At 66.3% G+C, this 25,537-nt stretch carries 20 protein-coding genes and 2 pseudogenes; 14 read left to right on the top strand and 8 right to left on the bottom strand.

The features are described from left to right. Window positions 1–93 precede the first annotated feature (93 nt). Entirely contained in the window at window positions 94–741 is a 648-nt protein-coding gene (locus tag ACFR9S_RS05820) for a plastocyanin/azurin family copper-binding protein (RefSeq protein WP_379818260.1), read from the top strand. Between the two features lie 2 nt (window positions 742–743). On the opposite strand, the gene ACFR9S_RS05815 is transcribed toward ACFR9S_RS05820, so the two are convergent. Beyond that, on the bottom strand, window positions 744–1,802 hold the full coding sequence (locus ACFR9S_RS05815; protein WP_379818259.1) for a glycosyltransferase family 4 protein: 1,059 nt from the start codon (window positions 1,800–1,802) through the stop codon (window positions 744–746). A gap of 388 nt (window positions 1,803–2,190) precedes the next feature. Further along, complete coding sequence (locus ACFR9S_RS05810; RefSeq protein ID WP_379730898.1) at window positions 2,191–2,454, bottom strand: MTH865 family protein; 264 nt, start codon at window positions 2,452–2,454, stop codon at window positions 2,191–2,193. 137 nt (window positions 2,455–2,591) lie between these two features. Between ACFR9S_RS05810 and ACFR9S_RS05805 the strand changes: the two genes are divergently transcribed. Next, the gene (locus ACFR9S_RS05805; RefSeq protein ID WP_379818258.1) at window positions 2,592–3,638 is read left to right on the top strand and encodes a M42 family metallopeptidase; all 1,047 of its coding nucleotides are present in this window, start codon (window positions 2,592–2,594) and stop codon (window positions 3,636–3,638) included. A 260-nt stretch (window positions 3,639–3,898) separates the two neighbouring features. After that, a complete protein-coding gene (locus ACFR9S_RS05800; protein ID WP_379730900.1) occupies window positions 3,899–4,036 on the top strand; it encodes a DUF7560 family zinc ribbon protein in 138 nt (45 codons plus the stop codon). Here the strand turns inward: ACFR9S_RS05800 and ACFR9S_RS05795 are convergent, their stop codons facing one another. Both ACFR9S_RS05795 and ACFR9S_RS05790 read right to left on the bottom strand, forming a co-directional pair. Beyond that, window positions 4,037–4,501: a pyridoxamine 5'-phosphate oxidase family protein gene (locus tag ACFR9S_RS05795; RefSeq protein ID WP_379730901.1), complete on the bottom strand. Its 465-nt coding sequence runs from the start codon at window positions 4,499–4,501 to the stop codon at window positions 4,037–4,039. 76 nt (window positions 4,502–4,577) lie between these two features. Further along, on the bottom strand, window positions 4,578–5,213 hold the full coding sequence (locus tag ACFR9S_RS05790) for a helix-turn-helix domain-containing protein (protein WP_379730902.1): 636 nt from the start codon (window positions 5,211–5,213) through the stop codon (window positions 4,578–4,580). A 141-nt stretch (window positions 5,214–5,354) separates the two neighbouring features. Between ACFR9S_RS05790 and ACFR9S_RS05785 the strand changes: the two genes are divergently transcribed. The 5 genes from ACFR9S_RS05785 (at window position 5,355) to ACFR9S_RS05765 (ending at window position 11,918) form a co-directional block, all read left to right on the top strand. Beyond that, window positions 5,355–5,720, top strand: a complete 366-nt coding sequence (locus ACFR9S_RS05785; RefSeq protein ID WP_379730903.1) for a helix-turn-helix domain-containing protein — start codon at window positions 5,355–5,357, stop codon at window positions 5,718–5,720. Window positions 5,721–5,844: 124 nt separating this feature from the next. Continuing rightward, window positions 5,845–7,545, top strand: a complete 1,701-nt coding sequence (locus tag ACFR9S_RS05780; protein WP_379730904.1) for an acyl-CoA mutase large subunit family protein — start codon at window positions 5,845–5,847, stop codon at window positions 7,543–7,545. Window positions 7,546–7,619: 74 nt separating this feature from the next. Beyond that, a complete protein-coding gene (gene acs, locus ACFR9S_RS05775) occupies window positions 7,620–9,608 on the top strand; it encodes an acetate--CoA ligase (RefSeq protein ID WP_379730905.1) in 1,989 nt (662 codons plus the stop codon). Between the two features lie 99 nt (window positions 9,609–9,707). After that, window positions 9,708–10,664: an FAD-dependent oxidoreductase gene (locus tag ACFR9S_RS05770; RefSeq protein ID WP_379818257.1), complete on the top strand. Its 957-nt coding sequence runs from the start codon at window positions 9,708–9,710 to the stop codon at window positions 10,662–10,664. 18 nt (window positions 10,665–10,682) lie between these two features. Further along, a complete protein-coding gene (locus tag ACFR9S_RS05765; RefSeq protein ID WP_379730907.1) occupies window positions 10,683–11,918 on the top strand; it encodes an ABC transporter substrate-binding protein in 1,236 nt (411 codons plus the stop codon). A gap of 43 nt (window positions 11,919–11,961) precedes the next feature. Here the strand turns inward: ACFR9S_RS05765 and ACFR9S_RS05760 are convergent, their stop codons facing one another. The 3 genes from ACFR9S_RS05760 to ACFR9S_RS05750 all read right to left on the bottom strand — a co-directional run bounded on the left by ACFR9S_RS05760 (window position 11,962) and on the right by ACFR9S_RS05750 (window position 15,634). Continuing rightward, on the bottom strand, window positions 11,962–12,963 hold the full coding sequence (locus tag ACFR9S_RS05760; protein WP_379818256.1) for a YeiH family protein: 1,002 nt from the start codon (window positions 12,961–12,963) through the stop codon (window positions 11,962–11,964). A gap of 177 nt (window positions 12,964–13,140) precedes the next feature. After that, window positions 13,141–13,920: a GNAT family N-acetyltransferase gene (locus tag ACFR9S_RS05755; RefSeq protein ID WP_379818255.1), complete on the bottom strand. Its 780-nt coding sequence runs from the start codon at window positions 13,918–13,920 to the stop codon at window positions 13,141–13,143. Window positions 13,921–13,966: 46 nt separating this feature from the next. Next, window positions 13,967–15,634 carry a sensor histidine kinase gene (locus ACFR9S_RS05750; RefSeq protein ID WP_379731369.1) on the bottom strand — a complete coding sequence of 556 codons (1,668 nt, stop codon included), beginning with the start codon at window positions 15,632–15,634 and terminating at the stop codon, window positions 13,967–13,969. A 379-nt stretch (window positions 15,635–16,013) separates the two neighbouring features. Here ACFR9S_RS05750 and ACFR9S_RS05745 point away from each other — a divergent pair, with 379 nt between their 5' ends. The 6 genes and pseudogenes from ACFR9S_RS05745 (at window position 16,014) to artA (ending at window position 25,365) form a co-directional block, all read left to right on the top strand. Beyond that, window positions 16,014–17,126 carry an OBG GTPase family GTP-binding protein gene (locus ACFR9S_RS05745; protein ID WP_379731370.1) on the top strand — a complete coding sequence of 371 codons (1,113 nt, stop codon included), beginning with the start codon at window positions 16,014–16,016 and terminating at the stop codon, window positions 17,124–17,126. Window positions 17,127–17,651: 525 nt separating this feature from the next. Further along, a complete protein-coding gene (locus ACFR9S_RS05740) occupies window positions 17,652–18,404 on the top strand; it encodes a VOC family protein (RefSeq protein ID WP_379731371.1) in 753 nt (250 codons plus the stop codon). Window positions 18,405–18,721: 317 nt separating this feature from the next. Further along, the gene (locus ACFR9S_RS05735) at window positions 18,722–21,313 is read left to right on the top strand and encodes a BGTF surface domain-containing protein (RefSeq protein WP_379818254.1); all 2,592 of its coding nucleotides are present in this window, start codon (window positions 18,722–18,724) and stop codon (window positions 21,311–21,313) included. 322 nt (window positions 21,314–21,635) lie between these two features. Beyond that, window positions 21,636–21,731 (top strand): annotated as a pseudogene (locus tag ACFR9S_RS05730) (surface glycoprotein); the annotation flags it as partial. A gap of 186 nt (window positions 21,732–21,917) precedes the next feature. Beyond that, window positions 21,918–24,188 (top strand): BGTF surface domain-containing protein, encoded by a 2,271-nt coding sequence (locus ACFR9S_RS05725; protein ID WP_379818269.1) that lies wholly within the window; start codon window positions 21,918–21,920, stop codon window positions 24,186–24,188. A gap of 151 nt (window positions 24,189–24,339) precedes the next feature. After that, a complete protein-coding gene (gene artA / locus ACFR9S_RS05720; protein ID WP_379732669.1) occupies window positions 24,340–25,365 on the top strand; it encodes an archaeosortase A in 1,026 nt (341 codons plus the stop codon). A 3-nt stretch (window positions 25,366–25,368) separates the two neighbouring features. On the opposite strand, the pseudogene ACFR9S_RS05715 reads toward artA, so the two are convergent. After that, window positions 25,369–25,537: pseudogene (locus ACFR9S_RS05715) on the bottom strand (diphthine synthase); the annotation flags it as partial.

Raw genomic sequence — 25,537 nt, 5'->3', positions numbered from 1 at the left:
CTGCCGCCGCGGTGGCGTGCGTACCCCGTCGGAGACGTGTCCCGCCCGGACCGAACCAAAGTATTCACTATCGGGCGTCTACAAGCCGGGTGTATGGAGAACGACGACGCCCTTTCTCGCCGCTCGTTCATTCGCGCGGGCACCGCCGGCGCCGCCGCGTCGATGGCGGCCGGGACCGCGGCGGCACAGGAGGGAACCGAGACCGCGACGTCGAACGGGACCGCGACCGGAACCCCGACGGGGACCGACGGCGGCACCGCGACCGGCACCGAGGGCGGCGGGGGCGGGGGACCCGGCCCGACCGAGACGGTGACCGTCGGCCCCGGCGGGAGCCTCGTGTTCGAACCCGAGGAGCTCACGATCGAGACGGGTACGACGGTCCAGTGGGTCTGGGACAGCAACATGCACAACGTCGTCCCGACCAGCCAGCCCGAGGGCGCCAACTGGGAGGGTGAAGGCGAACAGGGAACGACGTTCGACGCCGGCCACGAGTACTCCCACACGTTCGACACTACCGGGAGCTACGAGTACGTCTGTACCCCCCACGAGAGCGCGGGGATGATCGGTACCATCGAAGTCGTCGAGAACCTCGAGACGCCCGCGCCGACCGGGCCGGCGGTGCCCGACAGCGCGAAGACGCTCGGCGTCGGCGCGGCGTTCGCGATGGTCGCGACGCTGCTGATCGCGTACTTCTTCCTCCAGTTCGGCGGCGACAACCCCGGCCACGACGACGAGGAGTAGGGTTAGAACAGTCCCTGCTCCGCGCGGATCTCCTCGTAGCAGTCGACGTACGTCTCGATCACGGCCTCGTGGCCGAACTTCTCGAACGCCCCGTTGTACTCGCGACGCGGGACGTTCCCGGCCGCGGTGATCACCTCGGCCATCTCCTCCGGGCTCACGATCCGCCGGCCGCGGTCGACGCCCTCGACCAGTTCGTGGGCGCTGGAGTCGGCCTGATACTCCACGACGCCCAGACAGCCACACGCGAGCGCGCGGAGGAGTTCGGTCGCGAACGGCTCCACGCTCGCGGTCTGGGCGAACACGTGGGCACCCTTGTAGATGCTCACGCGCTCGCGCTCGGGGAGCGCGCCGGTGAACGTGATCCGGTCGTCGATCCGGAGTTCGCGCGCGGCGGTCTCGACGGCCTCGCGCTCGGGGCCGTCGCCGATGATCGCCGCCGACCAGTCCCGGCGCCGGCGCTCGGCGAGTGCGAGCAGGAGCGTCCCGACGTTTGCGTGTTCGTCCAGCCGGCGGGCGTACACCACGTCGAATCGGTCGTCGGTCGGCGCCTCGCGGATCGTCTCGAGGTCGATGCTCTCGGGCACGACCCGGACCGAACCGTCGTCGGCGCCGTACTCCCTGACCCGCGTGCGGATCAGTTCCGAGGGGACGGTGACGAGGTCGCCCCCGCTCGCGGCCCGGCTCTGGCTGCCCGGCTCGGCGGCGCCGTCGCCGAACCAGTCGACGAGTACGGGCGTCCGGAGCATCGTGCCGACTTTCTCCGCGACGGCGACGTGTCGTGGCGGCCCGTGGACCGCGTGGATGGCGTCGGCGCCCGCGCGCCACAGCGCGGCCGGGAGCTTCGCGGCGAAGGCGCTTTCGGCGGGCTCTCTGGTCACCCGTCGGTACTCGATCCCCTCGTGTTCGAAGGTGGGGACGGCGTCGCCGCCCCACCACTGCGCACAGAGGTACGTCACCTCGTGCCCGCGGTCGGCGAGCAGGCGGGCGGTCCGGCGCGCTCGCTCCAGCCCCCGGCGGTCGGCGCTGTGGGCGGTCTCCATGGAGACGAACGCGACGTGCACGGCGGGAGGTTGCTTCCCGGGGGGTAAAAACAGCCCCGACTCGTTTCGGCTCCCAGTTCGGCACCGGTACCTAAGTAAGGGGCGAGCGGCTATTGCCGACAATGGCAGACCTATCCACCGAGGACGATCAACGGTACGCGAAGCAACTGTTCATCCTCACCGTGGCGTGGCTGGTGCTGGTGCTGGGGGCCGGCGTGCTGATGATCTTCTTCATCTAAGCGCCGCCTCGCCGGCACAAGGGCCTCGGCAGGACGCCACTCGCGCTCGAAAACAGGGGGCCGAGACACGGAGGTCTCGACGGAGCTTCGCCGTATCGACTACAGCACGATTACGGCAGAGTGTCCGTGGCCGGAGCACGAAGGCTCCGGCAGGAACTTCGCCGTATCGACTACAGCATCCCTTCGGCTTCCAGCCCTTCCATCACGTCGTCGACGAGCGACTCCACGTCGCTGTAGGGGAACTCCTGCTGCCCGCCGAGCTTGGCGGCCAGCTCCATCGCGGTGAACGACACGTCGCCGGCCTCGAACCGCGTGCTCGGCCCCTCGGGGAGCGCGGGCACGAGGTCCATCTGGCTGTCGACCGGGAAGTCGGCGCCCTCGAAGGCGTCGGTGAGCTGTGCGCGGAGTTCGCGTTCGGTTTCGTCGTCGGCCATACACGCCAATGCCGCCGAACGTCGGATAAGCGTTTCCGAAACGTGGGGGAACCCACCGTGGGTTCCCGCGACATGGAGAACCCCCGGCGGTTGGCCGGAACCGCCCCGTTTTAGACGGTACGGCCGGAGCTACGAGCATGGCGTTCGACTTCGACTTCGACCTGCTGAAGGAGCTGACCGAGGAGCGGGGCGTCCCCGGCTACGAGGACCGCGTGCGCGATCTGGTGCGCGAGGAACTCGAAACGAGCACCGACTCCGTCCGCACCGACGCGATGGGCAACGTCGTCGGGACGATCGAGGGCGACTCGGACTACTCCGTCGCCGTCGCCGCCCACATGGACGAGATCGGTTTCATGGTCAAACACGTCACCGACGACGGCTTCCTCAAGATCGACGCGCTCGGGGGGTGGGACGCCCGCGTGCTCCGCGCCCAGCGCGTGACCGTCCACGGCGAGGAGGACGTGACCGGCGTGTTCGGCTCCGTCCCGCCGCACACGCTCGACGAGGAGCCTGACGGCGAGGAGGAGGTCGGCGACCGCGTCGTCCACCTCGGCCGCGACGCCGAGGAAGTCGAGGAGCTCGTGAGCGTCGGCGACCTCGTCACGATGGACCAGACGACGGTGAAGATGGGCGACTCGGTCACGGGGAAGGCGCTCGACGACCGCGTCTGCCTGTTCGCGATGCTCGAGGCCGCCCGCGAGATCGAGAACCCCGACGCGACGATCCACTTCTGTGCCACGGTGCAGGAGGAGGTCGGCCTCCGCGGCGCGACCGCCCTCGGCGTCGACGTCGATCCGGACCTCGCGATCGCGCTCGACGTGACGATCGCGAGCGACATCCCGGGCGTCAGCGCGGACAAACACGTCACGAAGCTCGGTGACGGCACCGCGATCAAGCTGAAGGACAGCTCGGTCATCACGACGCCGAAAGTCCACCAGCGACTCCGTTCGGTCGCCGAGGACGAGGACATCGACCACCAGATCGAGGTGCTCCCCTCCGGCGGCACCGACACGGCGGGGTTCCAGAACACGAACGGCGCCAAGCCCGTCGGCGCGATCTCGATCCCGACGCGCTACCTCCACACGGTCACCGAAACCGCGAACGGCGACGACATCCGGTCCACGATCGACCTGCTGACTGCGTTCCTCGAGAGCGAGGACGGTGAGCACGACTACTCGCTGTAACCGATCACGGCGCGCGGCCGACTGCGGCCTCCGGGCCGCAGTTCCGACGCTCAAACGGTGATCGTGTGTGACCGACAACGGCGCGCGACCGCCGTGCCGGGGTCGACGACACCCCCGTACCACTGTTTCCACCCTGCCACGCGCTGCAAATCAGGGGCGGTTCCTACGCGCTGGGATTTCCCGACACCCACTCCTAAGAGGAAACCCCTTTCTCGGATAGGGTCGAACCACGACTACACCCGCCCCCGAGTGACAAACAGATGAAGGAGTACGAGTACGTCTGTCAGGAATGTGGGCAGCAGATCGAGGTCAACGGACCGATGCGTGAGGCGATCGTGGAGAACGGTTGCCCGGTCTGCTCTGCGCCCGCCGACACCGACCACTTTTCACAGACCTGATCAGGCGTCGCGGTCGACCGTAGTCCGTCGGCCAGTTACGTTCGTCGTCTCGAACTCGTAGAGTCGGATGTCGAGGCTCTCCTTCGGCTCGCCCCAGATCTCGAACAGCGGCCGCTTCGCGTCGCCGTACTGTTCGATCTGCTCGACCGAGAGCTCCGCGGGGTCGATCTCCGACAGCGTCCCCGCGGCGACGACGCTGCGGTACTCCTCCTCGGCGCCCGTCGCGTCGTCGCCGTAGACCACGAAGCGCGCGCTGGTGCTCGCCTTCAGGAACCGACGCTTCTCGCTCTCGGGCGTCGAGACCAGTCGAAAGTAGAACGACCGCTTCTCGGGGTCGTAGCCGTACGAGACCGGCGCCGCGTACGGGTCGTCGTCCTCCGCGAGGGAGAGCACTCCCGTCTCGTTCTCGCCGAGGAACGCGTCGGTCTCCTCGGGTGTCATCTCGGTCTCTCGGGCGAGTGGCATCTGTACTTCGACTCAACGGAGCTTCGGGTTAAGTGATTTCGATCGGGCTGGACGAGGAACCGCGGACGATCTGCGGCTACCCGTCGTCGAACACGTCGCCGAGCAGCTTCCGCTGGGCGGCGACGAGGTGTTCGGTGAACGTCGACTGGGAGATCCCCAGCTCCTCGGCGAGCTCGGTCGCGTTCGCTCCCTTGGGCCGCTCGAAGTAGCCTCGCCGGTACGCCGTCTGCAGCACCTCGAACTGCCGGTCGGTGAGCTTCCCGCGGTTGACGAACCGCCGGTCCTCGTGGCTCCCCGACAGCGGCGGCTGGAGGAGCTGCTGGACGTCCGCGGAGGGGAACTCCTCGCGCAGCGTCGCCATCGCGTCCTGAAGCGTCTCGAACTCCGCGGCGTGGAACACCAGCGTGAGCTCCTCGCCGTCCGCGAGGTAACGGTGGATCGGGCAGTCGAACCCGCCCAGACACGTACACGGGCAGTTCCCGGCGTGTTCGGTCCGGTACACGTCCGCGGTGCCGTACGAGAAGATCGGCTCCAGATCGGCGTCGCCGGCCGACTCGTCGGCGTCGACCAGGAACTCCGTCACCGCTTCGCCCGCGGGCGAGACGCTCGTCGAGATACTGTCGACGGCGGCGCCCGTCGCCGTCGAGAAGCCGGCGACAGGACAGCTCGCCGGGCTGTCGAACGTCACCGTCGCCCGGATTCCGGAACCCATGGAGCCACCTACCGTCCGGGCCTACCTTGAGTGCAGTGGTCCCGCCGGCCGTCCGAACCGTGCCGGGGCGGCCGGGTGTACATAAACCCCCCACGATATGTGTGGTTCACGCTTGTTGGAATAGGGCCCCCACAGTAGAGTATGAGCTACGCCGTCCCGTCAACCCAGAACCGCCGTCCGGACACTGCCGGCGAAGAAGTGCTCCACACGGAGAGCGAAATCACCGACCTGCTCGCGGTTCTCGACGACCCCGACTGCCGTGCCGTCCTTGAGGTCACCGGCGAGCAGCCCCTCTCGGCCAAGGACATCGTCGAACGCTGTGACATCCCCTCCTCGACGGCGTACCGCAAGATCGACCGGCTGGTCGACGCCGGCCTGCTTCAGGAGGGCATCCGCATCCGGAGCTCCGGCAAGCACGCCAGCGAGTACCGCCGCAGCGTCGATCACGTCGAACTGTCGATCGACGACGACGGCACCGAAGCCCGCGTCGTCGCACGCGACCAGTAGCGGCCGACAGCGGGAGTCGTCGACTGACGCCCCTATTCTGTATCGCAGTATCAGATTTATTTCTCGGTCTCGGGGTGTCTCGGGACCCGAACCCTTCATAATCGTTCCGGTGAAAGGGAGAGCCATGTACGACGAGGAGGATCTCGCGGAGATCCGCGAGTCCCGCGAGGAGTGGGAGGCGGGAACGCTCGACCCGACCCTCGACGCCTACGGCGAACGGAAGGACCGCTTCGCGACGATCTCGAACCTCGGGATCGACCGGCTGTACGACCCGTCCGACGTGGCCGACCTCGACTACGGGGAGGATCTGGGCAACCCCGGCGAGTTCCCGTTCACCCGCGGCCCGTACCCGACGATGTACCGCGGCCGGACGTGGACGATGCGGCAGTTCGCCGGCTTCGGCTCCGCGGAGGACACGAACGAACGCTTCCACTACCTGATCGAGGAGGGCCAGACCGGCCTCTCGACGGCGTTCGACATGCCCTCGCTGATGGGGATCGACTCCGACGACCCGATGGCGCTGGGCGAGGTCGGCAAGGAGGGCGTCGCCGTCGACACGCTGCGGGACATGGAGATCCTGTTCGACGGCATCGACATCGGCGAGGTGTCGACCTCGTTCACGATCAACCCCTCGGCACCGGTGATCTACGCGATGTACCTCGCGCTGGCCGACGAGCAGGGTGTTCCCCGCGAGGAGGTCCGTGGCACCCTCCAGAACGACATGCTGAAGGAGTTCATCGCCCAGAAGGAGTGGGTGATCCCCCCGGAGCCGTCGCTGGACATCGTCACCGACACCATCGAGTTCGCGACCGAGGAGACGCCGAAGTTCAACCCCGTCTCCATCTCCGGCTACCACATCCGCGAGGCCGGCTCGACGGCGGTTCAGGAGCTGGCCTTCACCCTCGCGGACGGGTTCGCGTACGTCGAGGACTGCCTCGACCGCGGGATGGACGTCGACGAGTTCGCCCCCCAGCTCAGCTTCTTCTTCAACTCCCACAACTCCATCTTCGAGGAGGTCGCGAAGTTCCGCGCCGCCCGGCGCATCTACGCCCGCGTGATGGACGAGTGGTACGACGCCGAGAAGGACGCCTCGAAGAAGCTCAAGTTCCACACCCAGACCGCCGGCCAGTCGCTGACCGCCCAACAGCCGCTCAACAACATCGTCCGCGTGACGATCCAGGCGCTGGCGGGCGTGTTCGGCGGCACCCAGAGCCTCCACACCAACTCCTACGACGAGGCGCTGGCGCTGCCCAGCGAGGAGGCGGTCCGGGTCGCGCTGCGCACCCAGCAGATCATCGCCGAGGAGTCCGGCGCCGCTGACAGCGTCGATCCGCTGGCGGGCTCCTTTATGGTCGAGAGCCTCACCGACGAGGTCGAGGAGGAGGCCATGGAGTACATCGAGTCGATCAAGGAGATGGGCGACGGGTCTGTCCGCGACGGCGTGCTCACGGGGATCGAGGACGGCTTCTTCCACCGCGAGATCCAGGAGGCCTCCTACGAGTACCAGGAGCGCGTCGAGAACGAGGAGGAGGTCGTCGTCGGCGTCAACAAGTACGTCTCCGAGGAGGATACCTCGCCGGAGGTCCTGAAGGTCGACGAGGAGGTCGCCGAACACCAGCGCGAGCGCCTCGAATCGGTCAAGGCCGAGCGCGACGACGACGCCGTCGAGGCCGCGCTCGACGACCTGCGCGAGGCCGTCCAGAACGACGAGAACGTGATGCCGTACATCGTCACCGCGGTGAAGGCGTACGCGACGATGGGCGAGATCATGGACGTGTTCGAGGCCGAGCACGGCGGGTACCGCGAGAAGATCGGGCTGGCCTGATCGACGCGCACTCTTTCGCTTTCGTCCCGTTGTAGGTGGGTTTATGTCCGCTCCGACCCACGATCGGTGTAGCTATGTCGGACGCTGACACGGAACTGGAAGCACGGCTCGAGGAGCAGGACAGCTTCGAGCCGCCCGAGTCGTTCGTCGAGCAGGCGAACGTTTCGAATCCGGACATCTACGAGGAGTTCGAGGAGAACTGGCCGGAGTGTTGGGAGGCCGCAGCCGATATGCTCGACTGGGAGACCGAGTACGACCAGACGTTCGACGGGTCGAACCCACCGTTCTTCGAGTGGTTCACGGGCGGCGAACTCAACGCCTCGGCCAACTGTCTCGACCGACACCTCGACGAGCGGGGCGACGAGGTCGCGATCGAGTGGGTGGGTGAGCCGACCGACGAGGCCAACCGCACGTACACCTACGAGGACCTCCACCGCGAGGTGAACGAGGCCGCCGCGGCACTCCGGGAGATGGGCGTCGGCGAGGACGACGTCGTGACGATGTACATGCCGATGATCCCGGAACTGCCGATCGCGATGCTCGCCTGTGCTCGCATCGGTGCCCCCCATTCGGTCGTCTTCGCCGGCTTCTCTGCCGACGCGCTCGCGACCCGGATGAACGCCGCCGACTCCGAGTACCTGATCACCTGCGACGGCTACTACCGCCGCGGCGACCCCCTCGACCACCTCGAGAAAGCCAACGAGGGGCTGGACAACGTCGAACACGACACCGAGACGGTCGTCGTCGAGCGCCTCCCCGAGGACGACGCGTTCGACCACGACCTCCGCGACGATCAGCGGCTCTGGGTCGACGCCGTCCACGCCCACAAGGGCGCGGAGGTCGAACCGGTCGCCCGCGACGCCGAGGACATGCTGTTCCTCATGTACACTTCGGGGACCACGGGCGAACCGAAGGGGGTGAAACACACGACGGGCGGCTACCTCTCCTGGGCCGCGTGGACCTCCCACGCCGTCCTGGACATCAAACCTGAAGACACGTACTTCTGTTCGGCCGACATCGGCTGGATCACCGGCCACTCCTACATCGTCTACGGCCCGCTCGCGCTGGGGACCACGACGATGATGTACGAGGGGACGCCGGATCACCCCGAGCGGGACCGGCTCTGGGAGATCGTCGAAGAGTACGAGGCGACCCAACTCTACACCGCACCGACGGCGATCCGCGCGTTCATGAAGTGGGGATCGGAGTTCCCCGACCAGCACGACCTCTCGAGCCTCCGCCTGCTCGGGACCGTGGGCGAGCCGATCAACCCCCGCGCCTGGAAGTGGTACTACAAGCACATCGGGAACGAGGAGTGTCCCGTCGTGGACACCTGGTGGCAGACCGAGACGGGCGGCATGATGGTCACCACCCTCCCCGGCGTCAAGGAGATGAAACCCGGCTCCGCCGGCCCCGCGCTGCCGGGTATCGACGCCGAAATCGTCGACACGACGGGCGAGCAGGTCGAACCCGGACGCGCTGGCTACCTGACGATCCAGAAGCCCTGGCCCGGGATGCTCCGGACGCTGTACCAGAACGACGAGCGGTTCGTCGACGAGTACTGGCGGGAGTACTCCGACACTGACAGCGACGACTGGCGCGACTGGACGTACTTCCCGGAGGACGGGGCGAAGATCGACGAGGACGGCTACATCACCGTGCTCGGCCGTGTCGACGACGTGATCAACGTCTCGGGCCACCGGCTCGGGACGATGGAGATCGAGTCGGCGATCGTCGGCGTCGAGGGCGTCGCCGAGGCCGCCGTCGTCGGCGGCGACCACGAGATGAAGGGCGAGGCCGTCTACGCTTACGTCATCACCGAGGACGGCTACGACGGGGACGAGGAGCTTCGCGACGCGATCATCCAAGGCGTCGAGGACGGGATCGGACCCATCGCTCGCCCCGAACAGGTGATCTTCACGCCCGAACTCCCCAAGACGCGCTCGGGCAAGATCATGCGCCGCCTCCTCGAAGACATCGCTAACGGCGCCGAACTCGGTGACACCTCCACCCTCCGCAACCCCGACGTGGTGGCGTCGATTCAGGAACAGGTCCAGAAGTAAACCGGCAGTCGCGATACGAAAGCGCCGTTCTTTCCACCCGCCGTGGCGCCCTCCCGAACGATCGAAACGGGTTTACCTGTTTAGGTCAGCCTAATCCACATGGCCGACGAGACAGGAACGGACCCGTTCGATCACGACGTGGTCGTGGTCGGCGGCGGGCCGGCCGGCTGTTCGGCGGGCGTGTTCACCGCCCGCAACGGGCTCGACACCGTGATCTTCGACCGCGGACGGTCGTCGATCCAGCGGTGTGCCCACCTCGAGAACTACCTCGGCTTCCCCGCCGGCGTCGACATCGAGACGTTCTACGATCTGCTGCACGACCACGCGGCGGAGGCGGGCTGTGCGGTCGTCCCCGACCTCGTCGAGTCGGTCGAGCACGGCGACGAGGGGTTCGTCGTCCGGCCGCAGTCCGGCGAGGCGGTCACCGCCCGCCGGGTGATCGCCGCCACCCGGTACGACGCCGGCGAGTACCTGCGCGGCCTCGACAGCGAGGGACGAAGTCCCTCTGGCAGTCGGACGAAGTCCGGCGACGACGAGGACGCGATGTTCGAGACTCACGAGTACGACGGCGAGACGCAGCAACACTTCGACGCGGAGTACGCCGACGCCGACGGCTCGACGCCGGTCGACGGGCTGTACGTCGCCTCCCCGTACGAGCCGACCAGCCCGCAGGCTATCATGGCCGCCGGGCACGGCGCCCGCGTCGGCGACGCCGTCGTCGAGGCTGCCCGCCGGGAACGGGGGTACCCCGAGGGGCTTGCCAGCTACTACGACTGGGTCCGCCCGGAGAGCGAACGCACCGGCGAGTGGAGCGACCGTGACCGCTGGCGGGAGTTCTTCGAGGAGCGGTTCCCCGACGACCACGATCTCTCCCCGGAGCGAGCCGAGGAGATCCGGGAGCGGGAGATCGACCGACGGTTCGATATGTACATCAGCGACGACGAGGCCGAGCGGCGCCGGAAGGAGGGACAGCGCCGTCTGCTCGATCACGTCGACGACGACCTCGTGCTGGAGGCGGCCCGCGAGATCGAGGCCGAGCGCGAGACGGACGACTGACGATCTACACATCCACCAATGAACGACGACCACGACCTGACACGACGGGAGTATCTCACCTACGGCAGCGCGATCGGTGCGAGCGGTCTGCTCGCCGGCTGCATCGGCGGCGACGGCACCGGGACGCCGACCGACGCCGATGGAACTGCCGACCTGACAGAGACGAGCGAGCCGACGGAGGGCACGGCGACGCCGAGCAGCTACACGGCGTCGATGGCGCCCGTCGGCGAAGTCGAGTTCGACGCCGTCCCGACGGACGTGATGGTGTACAGCCTGCTGTACGCCGACATGGCGGTCGCCTACGGCCACGGCGACGCGGTGAACTCGCTGGGGTTCAGCGCCGAGGCCGGCGGCAACACGCTCGACGCCTACTACGAGCGGCTGCCTGGCGTCTCCTTCGACCACGAGGACATCGAACAGCTCAACAGCGGCGAGAGCGGCGTCACGATCGACAAGGAGCTGTTCTACGAGCTGAACTCCGACCTCCACCTTGTCGACCCGTGTCTGGTGACGAGCTTCGACGGCTGGGCGGCGAGCGACATCGAGGAGATCCGTGAGAACGTCGCGCCGTGGTTCGGCAACACGCTCAGCCGGCGCAACAGCGAGCCGCCGGAGTCCTGTGCCGACGAGTACGAGTACTACACGCTCTGGGAGATCGCCGACCGCACCGCCGACGTGTTCCGTGCCGGCTCGACGTACGAGGAACTCGCCGCGGTCCACGACGACCTCCTGTCGACGATCGAGGCCGACCTCCCGCCGGAGAGCGAGCGCCCCTCGGTCGCCTCGGTGATCTTCATGCAGGGGACGTTCTACCCCTCGCGTATCAGCACCGACGGGTTCAGCAACGCCCACGTCCGGCCGCTCGGCGCCGAGGACGCGTTCGCCGGCGACGACGTGAACTACCAGACCTCCTACGACTACGAGCAACTGCTGGAGATCGACCCCGACGTGATCCTCCACCGCTACGGGATCAACTCCTACTACGACGTGGGGTCGATCCGGGGGACCATCGCCGACGACCCCGTCGGCGGGGAGCTGACCGCGATCAAAGACGATCGCTTCTACGCCGGCGGCCACCCCGTCCAGGGGCCGCTGATGAACCTCTTCCAGCTGGAGATGACCGCCAAGCAGCTTTACCCCGAACAGTTCGGCGAGTGGCCGGGCTACGAGCAGGGCGACCCCTACCCGGAGATTCCCGAGGACGAGCGGCTGTTCGACCGCGATCGCGTCGCCGACATCGTCGGCGGCGAGTAGTTCCCGCGGGCGGCGACCACTCTTCTGACGGCGGGCACCGGGCTCAGAACACCGTCCGAACGACCGCTAAACCGACCGAAGAGACCGCGAGTAGCGCGACCAGCACGACCAGTACCGGCCGGTAGCCCGTCTCCCGCAGGTCGTCGAGCCGGATCTCCAGCCCCAGCCCGGCGAAGGCCAGCAGGAACAGCCAGTCGGCGGCGTTGGCGAGGGAGTCGATCTCCGCCCCCGAGAGCAGCCCGAGATTGGCGATCGCGACGACGGCGAGGAAGCCGACGACGAACTTCGGGAACGGGGTCCAGAGGCGGGCGACCGTCCCGCGATCGCCGCCCGCGCTCTCACCCGAAGTGCTCGCGTACACGCCAGCGTACGCGACCGCCACGAGTCCGATCGCGGCATTCCGGACGAGCTTCACCAACACCGCCCACTCGCCCGCCGTCTCCGAGACCGCGAACCCCGCGGCGGTCACGGGGCCGGTGCTGAACATCGTCAGCCCGGCCCAGATCCCGAACGTCCGGTCCGGGAGCGCGAGCGCGGTCCCTACCGCGGGGTAGGCGACCAGCGTGACGGCGTCGAACAGGAGGATCGTCGTGGCGGCGTAGGCCACCGTCGTCTCGTCGGCGTCGATGCTCTCGGCGACGGCGACGACCGCCGAGACGCCACAGACGCCCGACCCCGCCGCGAGCAGCGAGCCCGTCTCGCCGTCGATCCGGAACGCCAGCCGGGAGAGCGCCTCGACGAGCAGGACCGTCGCGGTCAGTGCTCCTGCCACCAGCACCAGCAGTTTCGGGCCGGCGGCGACCACGCGGTCGAGCGCGACGCTCGCGCCCGTGAGGACGATGCCCGTCTTGAGCCAGAGCTTGTGGGTGCCGACGCCGGCGCGGACCGTCTCGGGGACGCCGACGAGGTTCCCGACCGCCAGTCCGAGCAGGATTGCCAGCAACAGGTGGTTCAGCGGAACTATCGCGGCGAACAGGCGTGCGCCGAGCCCGAGTCCGACGAGCAGCGCGAGTCCCGGAACTATCGACCCCCGCACGCTCACCACGGGACCGTGAGTCCAAGGCGAACCGCGGCGACGAGCAGCAGTCCCAAGAGGGCCGCCTGCCACCCCTCACCGAGTTCCATCCAGCGTCGCGCCGCGTCGTCGGCGTCGATCACGCCCGACCGTCCGGGGGTGAGCGATATACGGGTTGCGCTGTCGGCCAGCGGAGCCGGTAGCGGGTCATCCGCCGTAGACGGCGTCCCAGCGCATCGCGCGCCGGCGGTTCTCGCAGTCGCTACAGACGAACTCGTCCATCGAGCCGACGCTCACGTCGAGGCTGTCGCAGTTCCCGCAGTGCCAGCCGTACTGCTCCTCGCGGTCGTCGTCGAGGTACGTCGGGTGGAACGGTCCCTCGGACCCCCGTTCGCTCTCGTCGTAGGCGATCACGACCGTCTCCCCGTCCCCGGTTTCGCGGCGTTCGGTGCCGGATCCGGCCCCTTCGGCCGACAGTTCGTCGTCGCCGACGAGCGTCAGTTCGGCGACTCGGTCGCCGGCGATCCGGACCTGTCGGGTGTGGTCGTGGTCGTAGCCGTGCTCCTCGTAGAACGCGCGGCCGGCCTCGTTGGCCTCGATCACGCTGGCCTCGATCCGGTCGGCGCCGCGGTCGGCCAGCGCGGACTCGATCCGGTCGAGCAGCCGGCTCGCCAGCCCTTCCCCGCGCCGGCCCGGCCGGACGTGGAGCCACTCGATCCGGCCGACTCGGGGGGTATCGCCCGCGAGGAACGCCTGTGCGAAGCCGAGTATCTCGTCGTCGTCTTCGGCGACGATCACGACCGTCTGGCCGTCCGCGAGCTCCTCGGCCAGCGTGCCCGCGGCGGCGCCCTCGGCGCCGTACCACGATTCGACCGCCCGCTGGCGCGTCTCGGCGTCGAGCACGTCGTCGTACGACGCCGCGAGCGAGCGGTTGGCCACGTCCCTGATCCCGGGGATGTCGGTCTCTCTGGCGGCTCGGAGGTTCATACCCGCTCGTTGGTCGCGACAGGTGTTCAATCTACGGGCGGGTGCGCTACGAACTCTCCGCGGCGTCGGCTTTCACGAGTTCGACGACGAACACCGCCCCGCGGGGGTCGTTGTCCTCGACCCACGCGTCGCCGCCGAACTGCTCGGTGAGGGTGTACACCAAGTAGAGGCCGATCCCCGATCCCGGGCTGTCGAGTCCCTTCTCACCCTTGCCGAAGATCCGCCGCTTCTGCTCGTCGGGGATGCCGGGACCGTTGTCGGCGATCCGGACCCGGACGAGGTCGTCGGTTTCGACGACGTCGACGGTGACCTCCGGCGTCTCGCTGTCGTTGTGCCGGACGGCGTTCTCGAGGAGGTTCCGGAACACCGAGGGGAGCATCTCGTTGGCCAGCACGTCGACCGCGGGGATCTCGCCGTCGACGCGGAACTCGGCCTCGGCGAACGACTCCCGGACGGCCTCCAGTTCGGTCTGGAGGTGCCGGCGGAGATCGGTCGGCCGCGGCTCGATCGCGTGCTCGCCGGAGAGCGACTCGACGAACTCCCGGACGGTTTCCGTGAGCTCGATCACGTGGTCGGATTTCCGGAGCACCCGATCCAGCGCGTCCTGCCCCTCGGGGTCGACGTGGGGGGTGAGGGTCTCGGCCCACCCCCGGATGACGGCCATGTCGTTCCGGATGTCGTGGCGGACCACGCGGTTCAGTGCCTCGAGCTGTTCGGTTCGCTCCTCCAGCTGTCGGCGGTACGCCTCCCGCTCGGTCACGTCGCTGATTGTCACCAGCCGGCCCGTGGTCACGCCGCCGGTCGTGAACGGCGTCGTCGAGATCTGGTAATACTGGCTCTCCTCGCCGGCGTCGATCTCCAGCACGCCCGGGTCGTCGAGACGGCTCCCGATGGCAGGGACGATCTCCCCCACGCGCTGCCCGACCGAGTCCTCGAGCGACGGGAACAGCGCGGCCGCGGCTCGGTTGTAGTCCCGCACGCGATCGTCCGGGTCGAGGAACACGGCCGGTTCGTCGCTCTCGCCGGTGAGTTGGACCGTCTCGAAGCGGTTGATGTAGACGAACAGCGTGCCGACGGCGAACACCGCGACGCCCGTAGGCTCGTACATCAGCGGGAGGAGCCAGGGGATCTGTTCGCCGAACACGGTCGCCCCCGCCGGGACGGCCGTTATAGTGGCCAGCACGACCAGCGGCCGGCTGTCGGTGCCAGTGTGGTCGAACCGCTCGATCAGCATGAAGAACCCGACCCCGATGACGACGTACGACAGCCCCAAGGTGAACCAGTAGAGGATCCCGTGCTGGATCGCCAAGTGGGGGAACGGGTCGGTCGTCCACTCGGTCGTGAAAAAGAGGTGGTGGTAGGGGTTGGTGAGTTTGAGCACCACGAACAGGAGGAACACGCCGATCATGAGCCGGAGGTAGGGCGCCTGTCGCGGGGGGCGGCCCGTGTAGGCGGCACAGAAGTACACCCACGCGGCGACGGCACCGAACGCGAAGATGAACCCGATAGTGTACGACGCGACCCGCAACGGATCGGTCGGCCCGATCAGGTAGCCGACGTATCCCAGCGACCAGACCGTGACCGAGAGCAGAAGCGCGATCAGTCCCTTCCTCGTACCTGGATGTTCGATCCGCCGTGCCCGCGGGAGCGAGAGGAGGCAGGCGAGTGCGGAGACCGTGAACACGCCGACGTGCCCCAGGAAGAGCAGGTCCATCGGTATGCGTGAGAATGTCTCTTTCGTATCTATAACCTCTTCGGCTTTGAACACAGTCACGGGATCCGCTCCGCGGCGACGACATGGAGGCCGTCGTCGGTCGTTTGCCCCGGTAGGTTTGAACGCAGCCGCGGCGTAGGTTCCGTACTCGCGGCACTGAGGCTGCGAGCGGTCACGAGCCGCGGCTGGTTGGAACACAGCCACGGCATCAGTCTCAGTGGTGCCGACACGGAGGTCGGCACAGTTCGCTCGCCGGGGCTGGTTTGAACACAGTCACGGGATCCGCTCCGCGGCGACGACACGGAGGCCGTCGCGGCTCGCGCCCCGTGACTGGTTTGAAGGAACAGCTTTAACGACGCCCACGGCGGATTTCCGGCCGATGGGACTCGAGGAGGAGATCGAGGAACTCCGCGAGGAGATCGCCGAGACGCCCTACAACAAGTCCACCGAGGGCCACATCGGGCGTCTGAAGGCGAAGCTCGCGGAGAAGAAAGAGAAGCTGGAGAACCAGTCCTCCTCCGGCGGCGGCCACGGCTACGCGGTCGAGAAGACCGGCGACGCGACCGTCGCCCTCGTCGGCTTCCCCAGCGTCGGCAAGTCGACGCTGATCAACGCGCTCACCAACGCCGAGAGCGAGACGGGCGAGTACGAGTTCACCACGCTCGACGTGAACCCCGGGATGCTCAAACACCGCGGGGCGAACATCCAGATCCTCGACGTGCCGGGGCTGATCGAGGGCGCAGCCAGCGGCCGCGGCGGCGGGCAGGAGGTGCTTTCGGTCGTCCGGACCGCGGATCTGGTGGTGTTCGTGCTCTCGGTGTTCGAGATCGACCAGTACGAGCGGCTCTCCGAGGAGCTGTACAAGAACAAAATCCGGCTGGATACCGAGCCTGCCAGCGTCTCGATCACCAAGAGCCACACCGGCGGGCTGCAGGTCACTGTCAGCGACTCGGTGTCGATGGAGACGGAGACGATCAAGGACGTGCTCCGGGAGCACGGCTACGTCAACGCCGAGGTGACCGTTCGCGGCGATCCGTCGATCGACGAGTTGATCGACGCGATCATGGACAACCGCGTCTACCTGCCGTCGATCGTTTCGGTCAACAAGGCCGACCTGATCGACCAGGACTACCTCCCGACGGTGAAGGAGGACCTCCGGGAGTACGACATCGACCCCGAGGAGGCCATCTTCATCTCCGCCGAGGAAGAGAAGGGCCTCGACGGACTCAAGGAGCGGATCTGGGAGGAACTGGGCCTGATCCGGGTGTACATGGACAAGCCCGGCCGCGGCGTCGACTACGAGGAGCCGCTGGTGCTGCCGCCGGGCTCGACCGTCGAGGACGCCTGCCTCGACATCGGCGGCGACGAGTTCCTCGATCGCTTCCGGTTCGGACGAGTCAGCGGGCCGTCGGCGAAACACGACGACCAGCAGGTCGGACTGGAACACGAGCTGGAAGACGAGGACGAACTCCGGATCATCACGCGGAAGTAGTCGGTTTCTTCGATACAGTTGCGGTGTAAGAGGTGCGCGTGAACGGGGATACCGTAGGATCGTCGACCGCAACAGCAACTCGATGCTTGACTACTTGTGACCGCAGGGTGCTGGACACAAGGTCCGGCACAGCGCCGATTCCCCACCCCTCCCCCCGCGTTCGCCGACCGCTGGCGAGCGCGAAGCGTCCACCGCCACCGCGGTGGCTGTCGGCGCGAAACGCGAGTCCCTCCGCGGACGAGCCGGCGCGAGGGATGAGCGAGGCCGGCAGGCCGAGCGAATCGGTTGGGGAGGCCTGTGGACTGTGCGGGGCGGTGCGGTCACAAGTGGTCATGCTCACTCCGCGGTCCTGTTCGTCGTGGAAGTAGCGAAGTCGGAGTAACGAACTCAGTAGTCGCGTTCAGCGTCACACCCAAGCAATCTCACTAACGCACGCCCACGCGGGCGAGAACGACCACACCCGACTCCGTAATCCACCACCGCCTTCGGTACGCTTTTCGCTCTCACGAACCCACCTACGACCGCATGAGTCACACGCTGGATCACGTCATGATGCGGGTCGAGGATCTCGACGAATCGCTCGACTGGTACACCACCCACCTCGACTACGAGGAGAAGGGCCGCTGGGAGGCCGACACGTTCACGAACGTCTTCCTCGGTCCCGAGGACGTCCACGACGACGGCGCGCTGCTGGAGCTCACGTACAACCACGACGGCCGCTCCTACGAGATGGGCGACGCGTGGGGCCACATCGCCGTCCGCGTCGAGGACGTGGAGGAGGCGTACTACGAGCTGATGGACGAGGGCGTCGAGGACTACCGCCCGCCGGAGGAGAACCCCGGCTACGCGTTCGTCAAGGATCCGGACGGCCACGAGATCGAGATCGTCGAGCGCGACCACGGCGCTCGGTGGAGCCTCGACCACACGATGATCCGCGTCGAGGACGCCGACGCCTCGATCGGCTGGTGGACGCGGAAGATGGGGTACGAACCGGCCGGCCGCTGGGAGGCCGACACGTTCGCGAACTACTTCCTCGCGCCCGAAGACGCCGCGGAGGAGGCGATGACCGTCGAACTCACGTACAACTACGACGGGCGCTCCTACGACCTCGGCGACGCCTGGGGCCACCTCGCGGTCGAGTGTGAGGATCTGGAGGGGTTCTGGGAGACGCTGCTGACCCGCGAGGCCGAGGACTACCGCGATCCGGAGTCCTGTGACTACAACTACGCCTTCACGAAGACGTTCGACGGCCACGAAGTCGAAGTGGTGACTGAGTAGCGACGGTCATTTTTCATTCGCACGCGTGAGCGCGTGCCGGCCGCTGCCGGCGTCGACGACCGCCCGCCGCCGACACCACGGATAAAGGCGGGGGGTCACCGGCAGAAAGTACTTAAGCAAGTATATCGCACAGGAACGCTCTCGCGGGCGTTTTCTGCGGTGAGACGTTGTAACACGCCACATGGGTATACACAAGACATTTATAATCAGGTGCGTTTGTTTCCGATACCCCTACCCATGGTGGCAACAGTGAGTATCGCCGTTCGGTTCGGCGAGGAAGTTGGCGCCGCCGACTGCAGTGCGAATCCAACACAACAATGACAGACAACTCAGACAAGATCCGCAGCATCGTTCTGGCTGCGCTGATGGTTTTCTCCGTCTTCGCGGGGACCGTCGCGTTCGCCGGTACGGCTGCTGCAGGGACGACTGATACTACGAACAGTAGTATCACGCCGTCCACGGTCGACGAATCGACGACGAACACACATACGGTAACGCTCATCGCGAGCGGCGTTAACACCAGCGGCAACGGGAACCAGGTCTTCGCTGTTGACCTGCCCGACTCGCTGGACACGTCCAGCTCGGGCGTGACGAACTTCAACGTCAACTCCGGGAACGTCACCTACAGTGGGACCTTCAACGTCAACTCCACCACCGACGTGGTTACGGTGACGCTTCAGGACTCCAGTGGTGTCAACAGCGACACCGTCAACGTCACGTTCGACATCACGAACGTCGCTACCCCGGCCGTTAGCGGTAACACGACGGCCCAGGCCCAGTTCGCGCTGGACGAGAACGCTAACGGTTCCTACACTGACAACAACGACGACGGGTTCTCTGACTTCCAGAGCCTCACCATCGTTGACACCGGCACCTCGAACCAGAACGCGTCTGTCGTGAACGGTTCGATCATCTACCAGGGTCAGCAGGTCAAGGCCATCGGCTTCGCGTCCGGTCAGGACGTGATCCTGTCGACGGGTACGGCTTCGGACCCCGGTACGTTCCAGAACCGGTACACTGCAAACTCGTTCGGCAACGTCACGTTCGGCACGTCCAACCTCCAGACCGGCCAGAACTACTTCCTGCAAGGGAACAACGGCAACGGTGACACGGCCGGCTTCCAGGTTGTGAAGCACCAGTTCTCCGTCGACCTGGAGGACTCGGAGATCGGGAACGCGGGTGGCACGACGACGACGACCGCCACCTTCGACTCGAACCGTCAGAGCTTCAGCACCTACGTCTCCGCTGAGAACCTCAGCGCGGAGGAAGTGCAGAACATCCTCGACGACGGATTCACGACGACGACGCTGCGCGACCTTAACAACGACGGCACCAACGACGCTGTCGAAGTTACTGTCGACCGCAGTACGGAGTACACGCTGAACGCCAGTGGCATCGACGCGGGCGACTACACGCTCGAGTTCGACGTCACTGACACGACCACGACCATCTCCACCAACATCAGCGTCACTGACGTTGGTGCTGGTGAGGCGTCCTTCACCGACAGTAGCTTCACTGTCGACCAGGGCGACGTTGCGGCGATCAACATCTCCCTCGACGGTGCGGCGACCGGCACCAGCGGTACGCTGGTCATCGGCCTCGAGGACAGCGAAGGCTACCAGGCGAACGTTACCTTCGATGACGGCAACACCGACGGTCAGGTCGTCGTCGAGTTCAACACCTACGCTGCTGGTAGCGCTAACAACGGCACGGTCGTTGAGGCCGCCGCGCAGAAGGACTCGGTGACCTTCAACGCCACCACGAACCAGACGACGATCGACGACATCCTCGCGCAGGGCGACTACACGCTCTCCGTGAGCACGTCCGACAACGCTGCCGACACTGTTGACCAGCCGCAGGATCTCGGCGCGCTGGCTATCGGCCCGCGCTCCACCGACAGCATGCAGCTGTGGACCGCACCGAGCGGCGCCGACCTGAACGCTGACGGTGAGAGCGGCATCACCGAGAGTGACCTCGCGACGCTCATCGACGACGGCGTCATCACTCAGGACGACACCATTACCTCGGGCGACCTCGTGGTTCACCAGATCAGCGCGACTGGTCTGGAGGGCCTCGTGCAGGCTGAGGGCAACCTCAGCGCCGCCATCGGTAACGGTACCACGCTGACCATCACGCAGACGAACCCGGTGCAGAACCAGAAGGCGAAGAAGGTTGACCTCTCGGCGTCGTCGGGCGCACTGACGTTCGTCGAGGGTGACGGTGCGTACTACATCGTCGCCAACACGGGCAACCTCGTGCTGCAGGACAGCTCGAAGAACATCGTTGCGGGAGACAAGTTCAAGGCGACCTTCACGGTCACCGACAACCGTCTCCTCGGTAGCAGCGATACCGAAGACCACCAGTCCGTGAACGCGACGTTCACGGTCGAGGCTCCCTCGACCGAGCTCGACGCTGACCCCGTCGAGGTCGCTGCGGACTCCGGTCAGACTGTCACGGGCACGACCAACTACGCGCCCGGGACGGAGCTGACGATCCGCGTCCGTTCGACGTCGGACGTCAGCCCCGGCTTCTTCAACACCGACACGGTGACCGTCCAGTCCGACGGCACCTTCTCGGGCTCCTTCGACTTCAGCGAGCAGTCGGCTGGCGACACCTTCCGCGTGACCGTCCGCAAGGGTGGCACGCAGGTCGCCTCCGCTGACGGTGAGGTCGTCGAGAGCGTCTCCGAGGAGACGCCGACTGCGACGGCAACCGAGCAGCCGGAGACTGAGACGGCCACGGCAACGGCCACGGCCACCGAGGCTCCTGAGACGGAGACCGAGGCTCCGGACACGGAGACTGAGCAGCCCGACACGGAGACCACCACGACGACGACGCCCGGCTTCGGCGTCGCTGTCGCGCTGGTCGCCCTGCTCGCCGCTGCGCTGCTGGCCGGTCGCCGAGAGTAACTGACTCTCGCGACTCCCAGTAGTTACCACCGGCTCACGCCGGTATTCCGCCTTCATTTCTTTCGACCGCTACACTGGACAGCGATAGCTCTCGCAGTTCGTTCTCGGATGGTAACTGTCGGGGCGGAAGCGAATGAGAGAACCGCCCTACTCCCAGACGACGAATATCGGCGTTTTCGAGACTCGTACCGAAATATCGGCCCCAAGACATTTACTCCATAACGCCGTTATTTTTCATGCCCCTACCCAATGGTAGCGCCGGTAGTATCGTTGACTCGGTCAACGAGAAAAATGTCGCTACCCCGTATCTCCGTATTCAACCATGACAGACAACTCAGACAAGATCCGCAGCATCGTTCTGGCAGCGCTGATGGTGTTCAGCGTCGTCGCTGGCACCGTCGCGCTGTCCGGGACCGCTGCTGCGGCTACGGGTGCTTCCGTCACTGTTTCCAATCCAGCTGATGGAAACGTGAACGAAAGCACGACAGTGGTTCACAACAGTGTGAACCTGACAGCACAGAATTTGAACGATAACAATTCGGGTCAGACCGTTGAATTCGAGCTCTACTTCACCAATGGTGTTGACATCATTAGCACTAGTGGTGTGAGCTCTAACATCTCTTCGAGCAATCAGAACGTTCAGAACGGCAATCTGACGTTCGACGCTTCGCCGAGCAGTTCGAACAAAACGGCGTACTTCGACATTAGTAGCCTCGAAGTGGATTACCCGAGCGTCGACAGTAACACCACAACTGAGCTTCGCGTGAGCATCACGGACTCCGGTGGTCAGAACCTCGATACGTCTCTGACGAGCCTGACGATCGTTGACACGTCCGACACCTCCGACCAGAACGCGTCGGTCGTGAACGGCTCGATCGTCTACCAGGGCCAGCAAGTGAAGGCCATCGGCTTCGAGCGCAACAAGGACGTGATCCTGTCGACAGGCACGGCTGCGGAGCCGGGCACGTTCCAGAACCGCTACACGGCTAACGCGGACGGGAACATCACGTTCAGCACGTCCAACCTCGAGACCGGCCAGAACTACTTCCTGCAAGGGAACGACGGCAACGGTGACACGGCCGGCTTCCAGGTTGTGAACCACCAGTTCTCCATCGACCTGGAGGATTCGGAGATCGGAAACGCGGGTGGCACGACCACGACGACTGCCACCTTCGACTCGAACCGTCAGAGCTTCACGACCTACGTCTCGGCTGAGAACCTCAGCGCGGACGAGGTCGAGAACATCCTCGACGACGGATTCACGACGACGACGCTGCGCGACCTGAACGACGACGGCACGGACGACGCCGTCGAGGTCGTGGTCGACCGTAGTCAGGAGTACACGCTGAACGCCAGTGGCATCGACGCGGGCGACTACACGCTCGAGTTCGACGTCGCTGACACGACGACGACGATCTCCACCAACATCACCGTCACCGACGTCGGTGCCGGTGAGGCGTCCTTCACCGACAGTAGCTTCACCGTCGATCAGGGTGACGTTGCCGAGATCAACATCTCCCTCGACGGCGCGGCGACCGGCACCAGCGGTACGCTGGTCATCGGCCTCGAGGACAGCGAAGGCTACCAGGCGAACGTCACCTTCACCGACGGCAACGCCGACGGCCAAGTCGTCGTCGAGTTCAACACCTACGCTGCTGGGAACGCCACGAACGGCACGGTCGTCGAGGCCGCTTCCGAGGACGACTCGGTGACGTTCAACGCCAGCACGAACCAGACGATGATCGGCGAGATCCTCGCACAGGGCGACTACACGCTCTCGGTGAGCACGTCCGGCGAGGCCAGCACGACCGTCGATCAGCCGCAGGACCTCGGCGCGCTGGCTATCGGCCCGCGATCCACGGACGACATGCAGCTGTGGACCGCACCGAGCGGCGCCGACCTGAACGCCGACGATGAGAACGGGATCACGGAGAGTGACCTCGCGACGCTCATCGACGACGGCGTCATCACCGAGGACGACACCATTACCTCGGGCGACCTCGTGGTCCACCAGGTCTCAGCGACCGGTCTGGAGGGCCTCGTGCAGGCTGAGGGTAACCTCAGCGCCGCCCTCGGTAACGGTCTCTCCCTCAGTATCATGCAGACGAACCCGGTGCAGAACCAGGAGCCGAAGGAGATCAACCTCTCGGCGTCCTCGGGTGCGCTAACGCTCGTCGAGGGTGACGGTGCGTACTACATCGTCGCCAACACGGGCAACCTCGTGCTGGAAGACGATACGAAGAACATTGTTGCGGGAGACAAGTTCAAGGCGACCTTCACGGTCACCGACAACCGTCTCCTCCGCAGCGCTGACACGGAAGACCACCAGTCCGTGAACGCGACGTTCACGGTCGAGGCTCCCTCGACCGAGCTCGACTCCGATGTGGTCGAAGTCACTGCCGACTCCGGTCAGACGGTCTCGGGTACGACCAACTACGCGCCCGGGACGGAGCTGACGATCCGCGTCCGTTCGACGTCGGACGTCAGCCCCGGCTTCTTCAACACCGACACGGTGACCGTCCAGTCTGACGGCACCTTCTCGGGCTCGTTCGACTTCAGCGAGCAGTCGGCTGGCGACACCTTCGACGTGACCGTCCGTAAGGGTGGCACGCAGGTCGCCTCCGCCGACGGCGAAGTCGTCGAGAGCGTCTCCGAGGAGACGCCGACTGCGACGGCAACCGAGCAGCCGGACACTGAGACTGAGACGGCAACGGCCACGGCCACCGAGGCTCCGGACACGGAGACTGAAGCTCCGGACACGGAGACCGAGGAGCCCGACACGGAGACCACCACGACGACGACGCCCGGCTTCGGCGTCGCTGTCGCGCTGGTCGCCCTGCTCGCGGCTGCCCTGCTGGCTGGTCGCCGAGAGTAACTGACTCTCGCGACTCCCAGTAGTTACCACCGGCTCACGCCGGTCTTCCGCCTTCATTTCTTTCGACCGCTACACCGAATAGCGACAGCGCCGTCACACGCAGATACCCCACAACGGTAAGGGATTTACCCGCGCGTCGTCTTCTCCCGATATGGCCGGTATCGCGGGCGCCGTTCCGCCGTGGCTCCTCGACGTGACCGACGTGGTGGCGTGGATCGTCGTCGGCGCGTTCGCCCTCGGCGCGGCGCTCGAGATCCTCACCCGACGGGAGGACGGCGGAGCACTGGACGCCGTCGACGACCAGCTCGAGACTGCCCGAACCGTCTCGGCGTCGGCGTGGGGGCTGTTCGCGCTGTTTTGGCTGCTCCTCTTTCCCCACTTCGCGTTCGTCCACAAGAGCTACGTCGAGGGAGTGCTCGCGCTCGTCGCCGTCCCCGCCTGCCTCTACGCGGGCTACCTGCTCTGGCGGGGCCGGGACACGCTGTTTCTCCTCTCGCGCTCGACGGCGATCATGGGGCTGATCTACCTCCCCTTCGAGACGATCCCCGCCGTCGACGTGGCGGGGCTGCACGTCCCCGCGCCGCGGCAGGTGCTGATCGAGGTCGTCGCCGCCCAGACGGGGTTCATGATGAGCGTCTTCGGGTCGAACCCCGAACTCATTCTGGGCCCGCAGGGGTACCAGAACACCTACGAGTTCGTCGCCAGCGACGGGCAGATTCTCCAGTTCTCGGTCGTGCTCGCCTGTACGGGGCTGGGGAGCATCGCGATCTTCGCGGGGCTGATCGCCGCGGTCCGGGCGCCGCTGCGTCGAAAGCTCCGCGCGTTGAGCGTCGCCGTCCCGATTATCTACGGGCTGAACCTCGTGCGGACGACGTTCATCGGCATCGCGTTCGGCGAGCAACTGCTCCACGTGTTCCCGAACCTCGTGCTGACGATGTTCGGCGGCTCGGACCCCTACCGCGTCTCGTGGTACGTCTCCGACCGCATCATCAGCCAACTGCTCGCCGTGGTCGCGCTCGTGGGCGTCACCTACCTCGTGGTCCGCGAACTGCCGGAGATCCTCACCATCATCGAGGACGTGCTGTTCATGGTGACCGGCGACGAGTACGACCTCTCGGAGACGCTCGACCTCCCCCGCAGTCGGGCGCGGTCACAGATCCCCGAGAACGGGGACTGACGGCTACTCCTCGACGAGATTTTCCGGCGCGCCCGCCAGCGACGCCAGCGCCTCCGCTTCCAGGTGATGCGGCTCGGCGGGCACCACCAGCAGGTGGAGCGGGCCGCCGAACTCCCGCTCGGCAAGCGCGGAGAGCCGATCGGCCGCCACGACCGGCTCGGGGCTGCCCGCG

Origin of the sequence: Halolamina salina, assembly GCF_042678005.1 — an archaeon.
Classification (GTDB): domain Archaea; phylum Halobacteriota; class Halobacteria; order Halobacteriales; family Haloferacaceae; genus Halolamina; species Halolamina salina.
The sequence above is the reverse complement of the archived record's forward strand: the minus strand, read 5'-3'. Positions and strand labels throughout refer to the sequence as shown.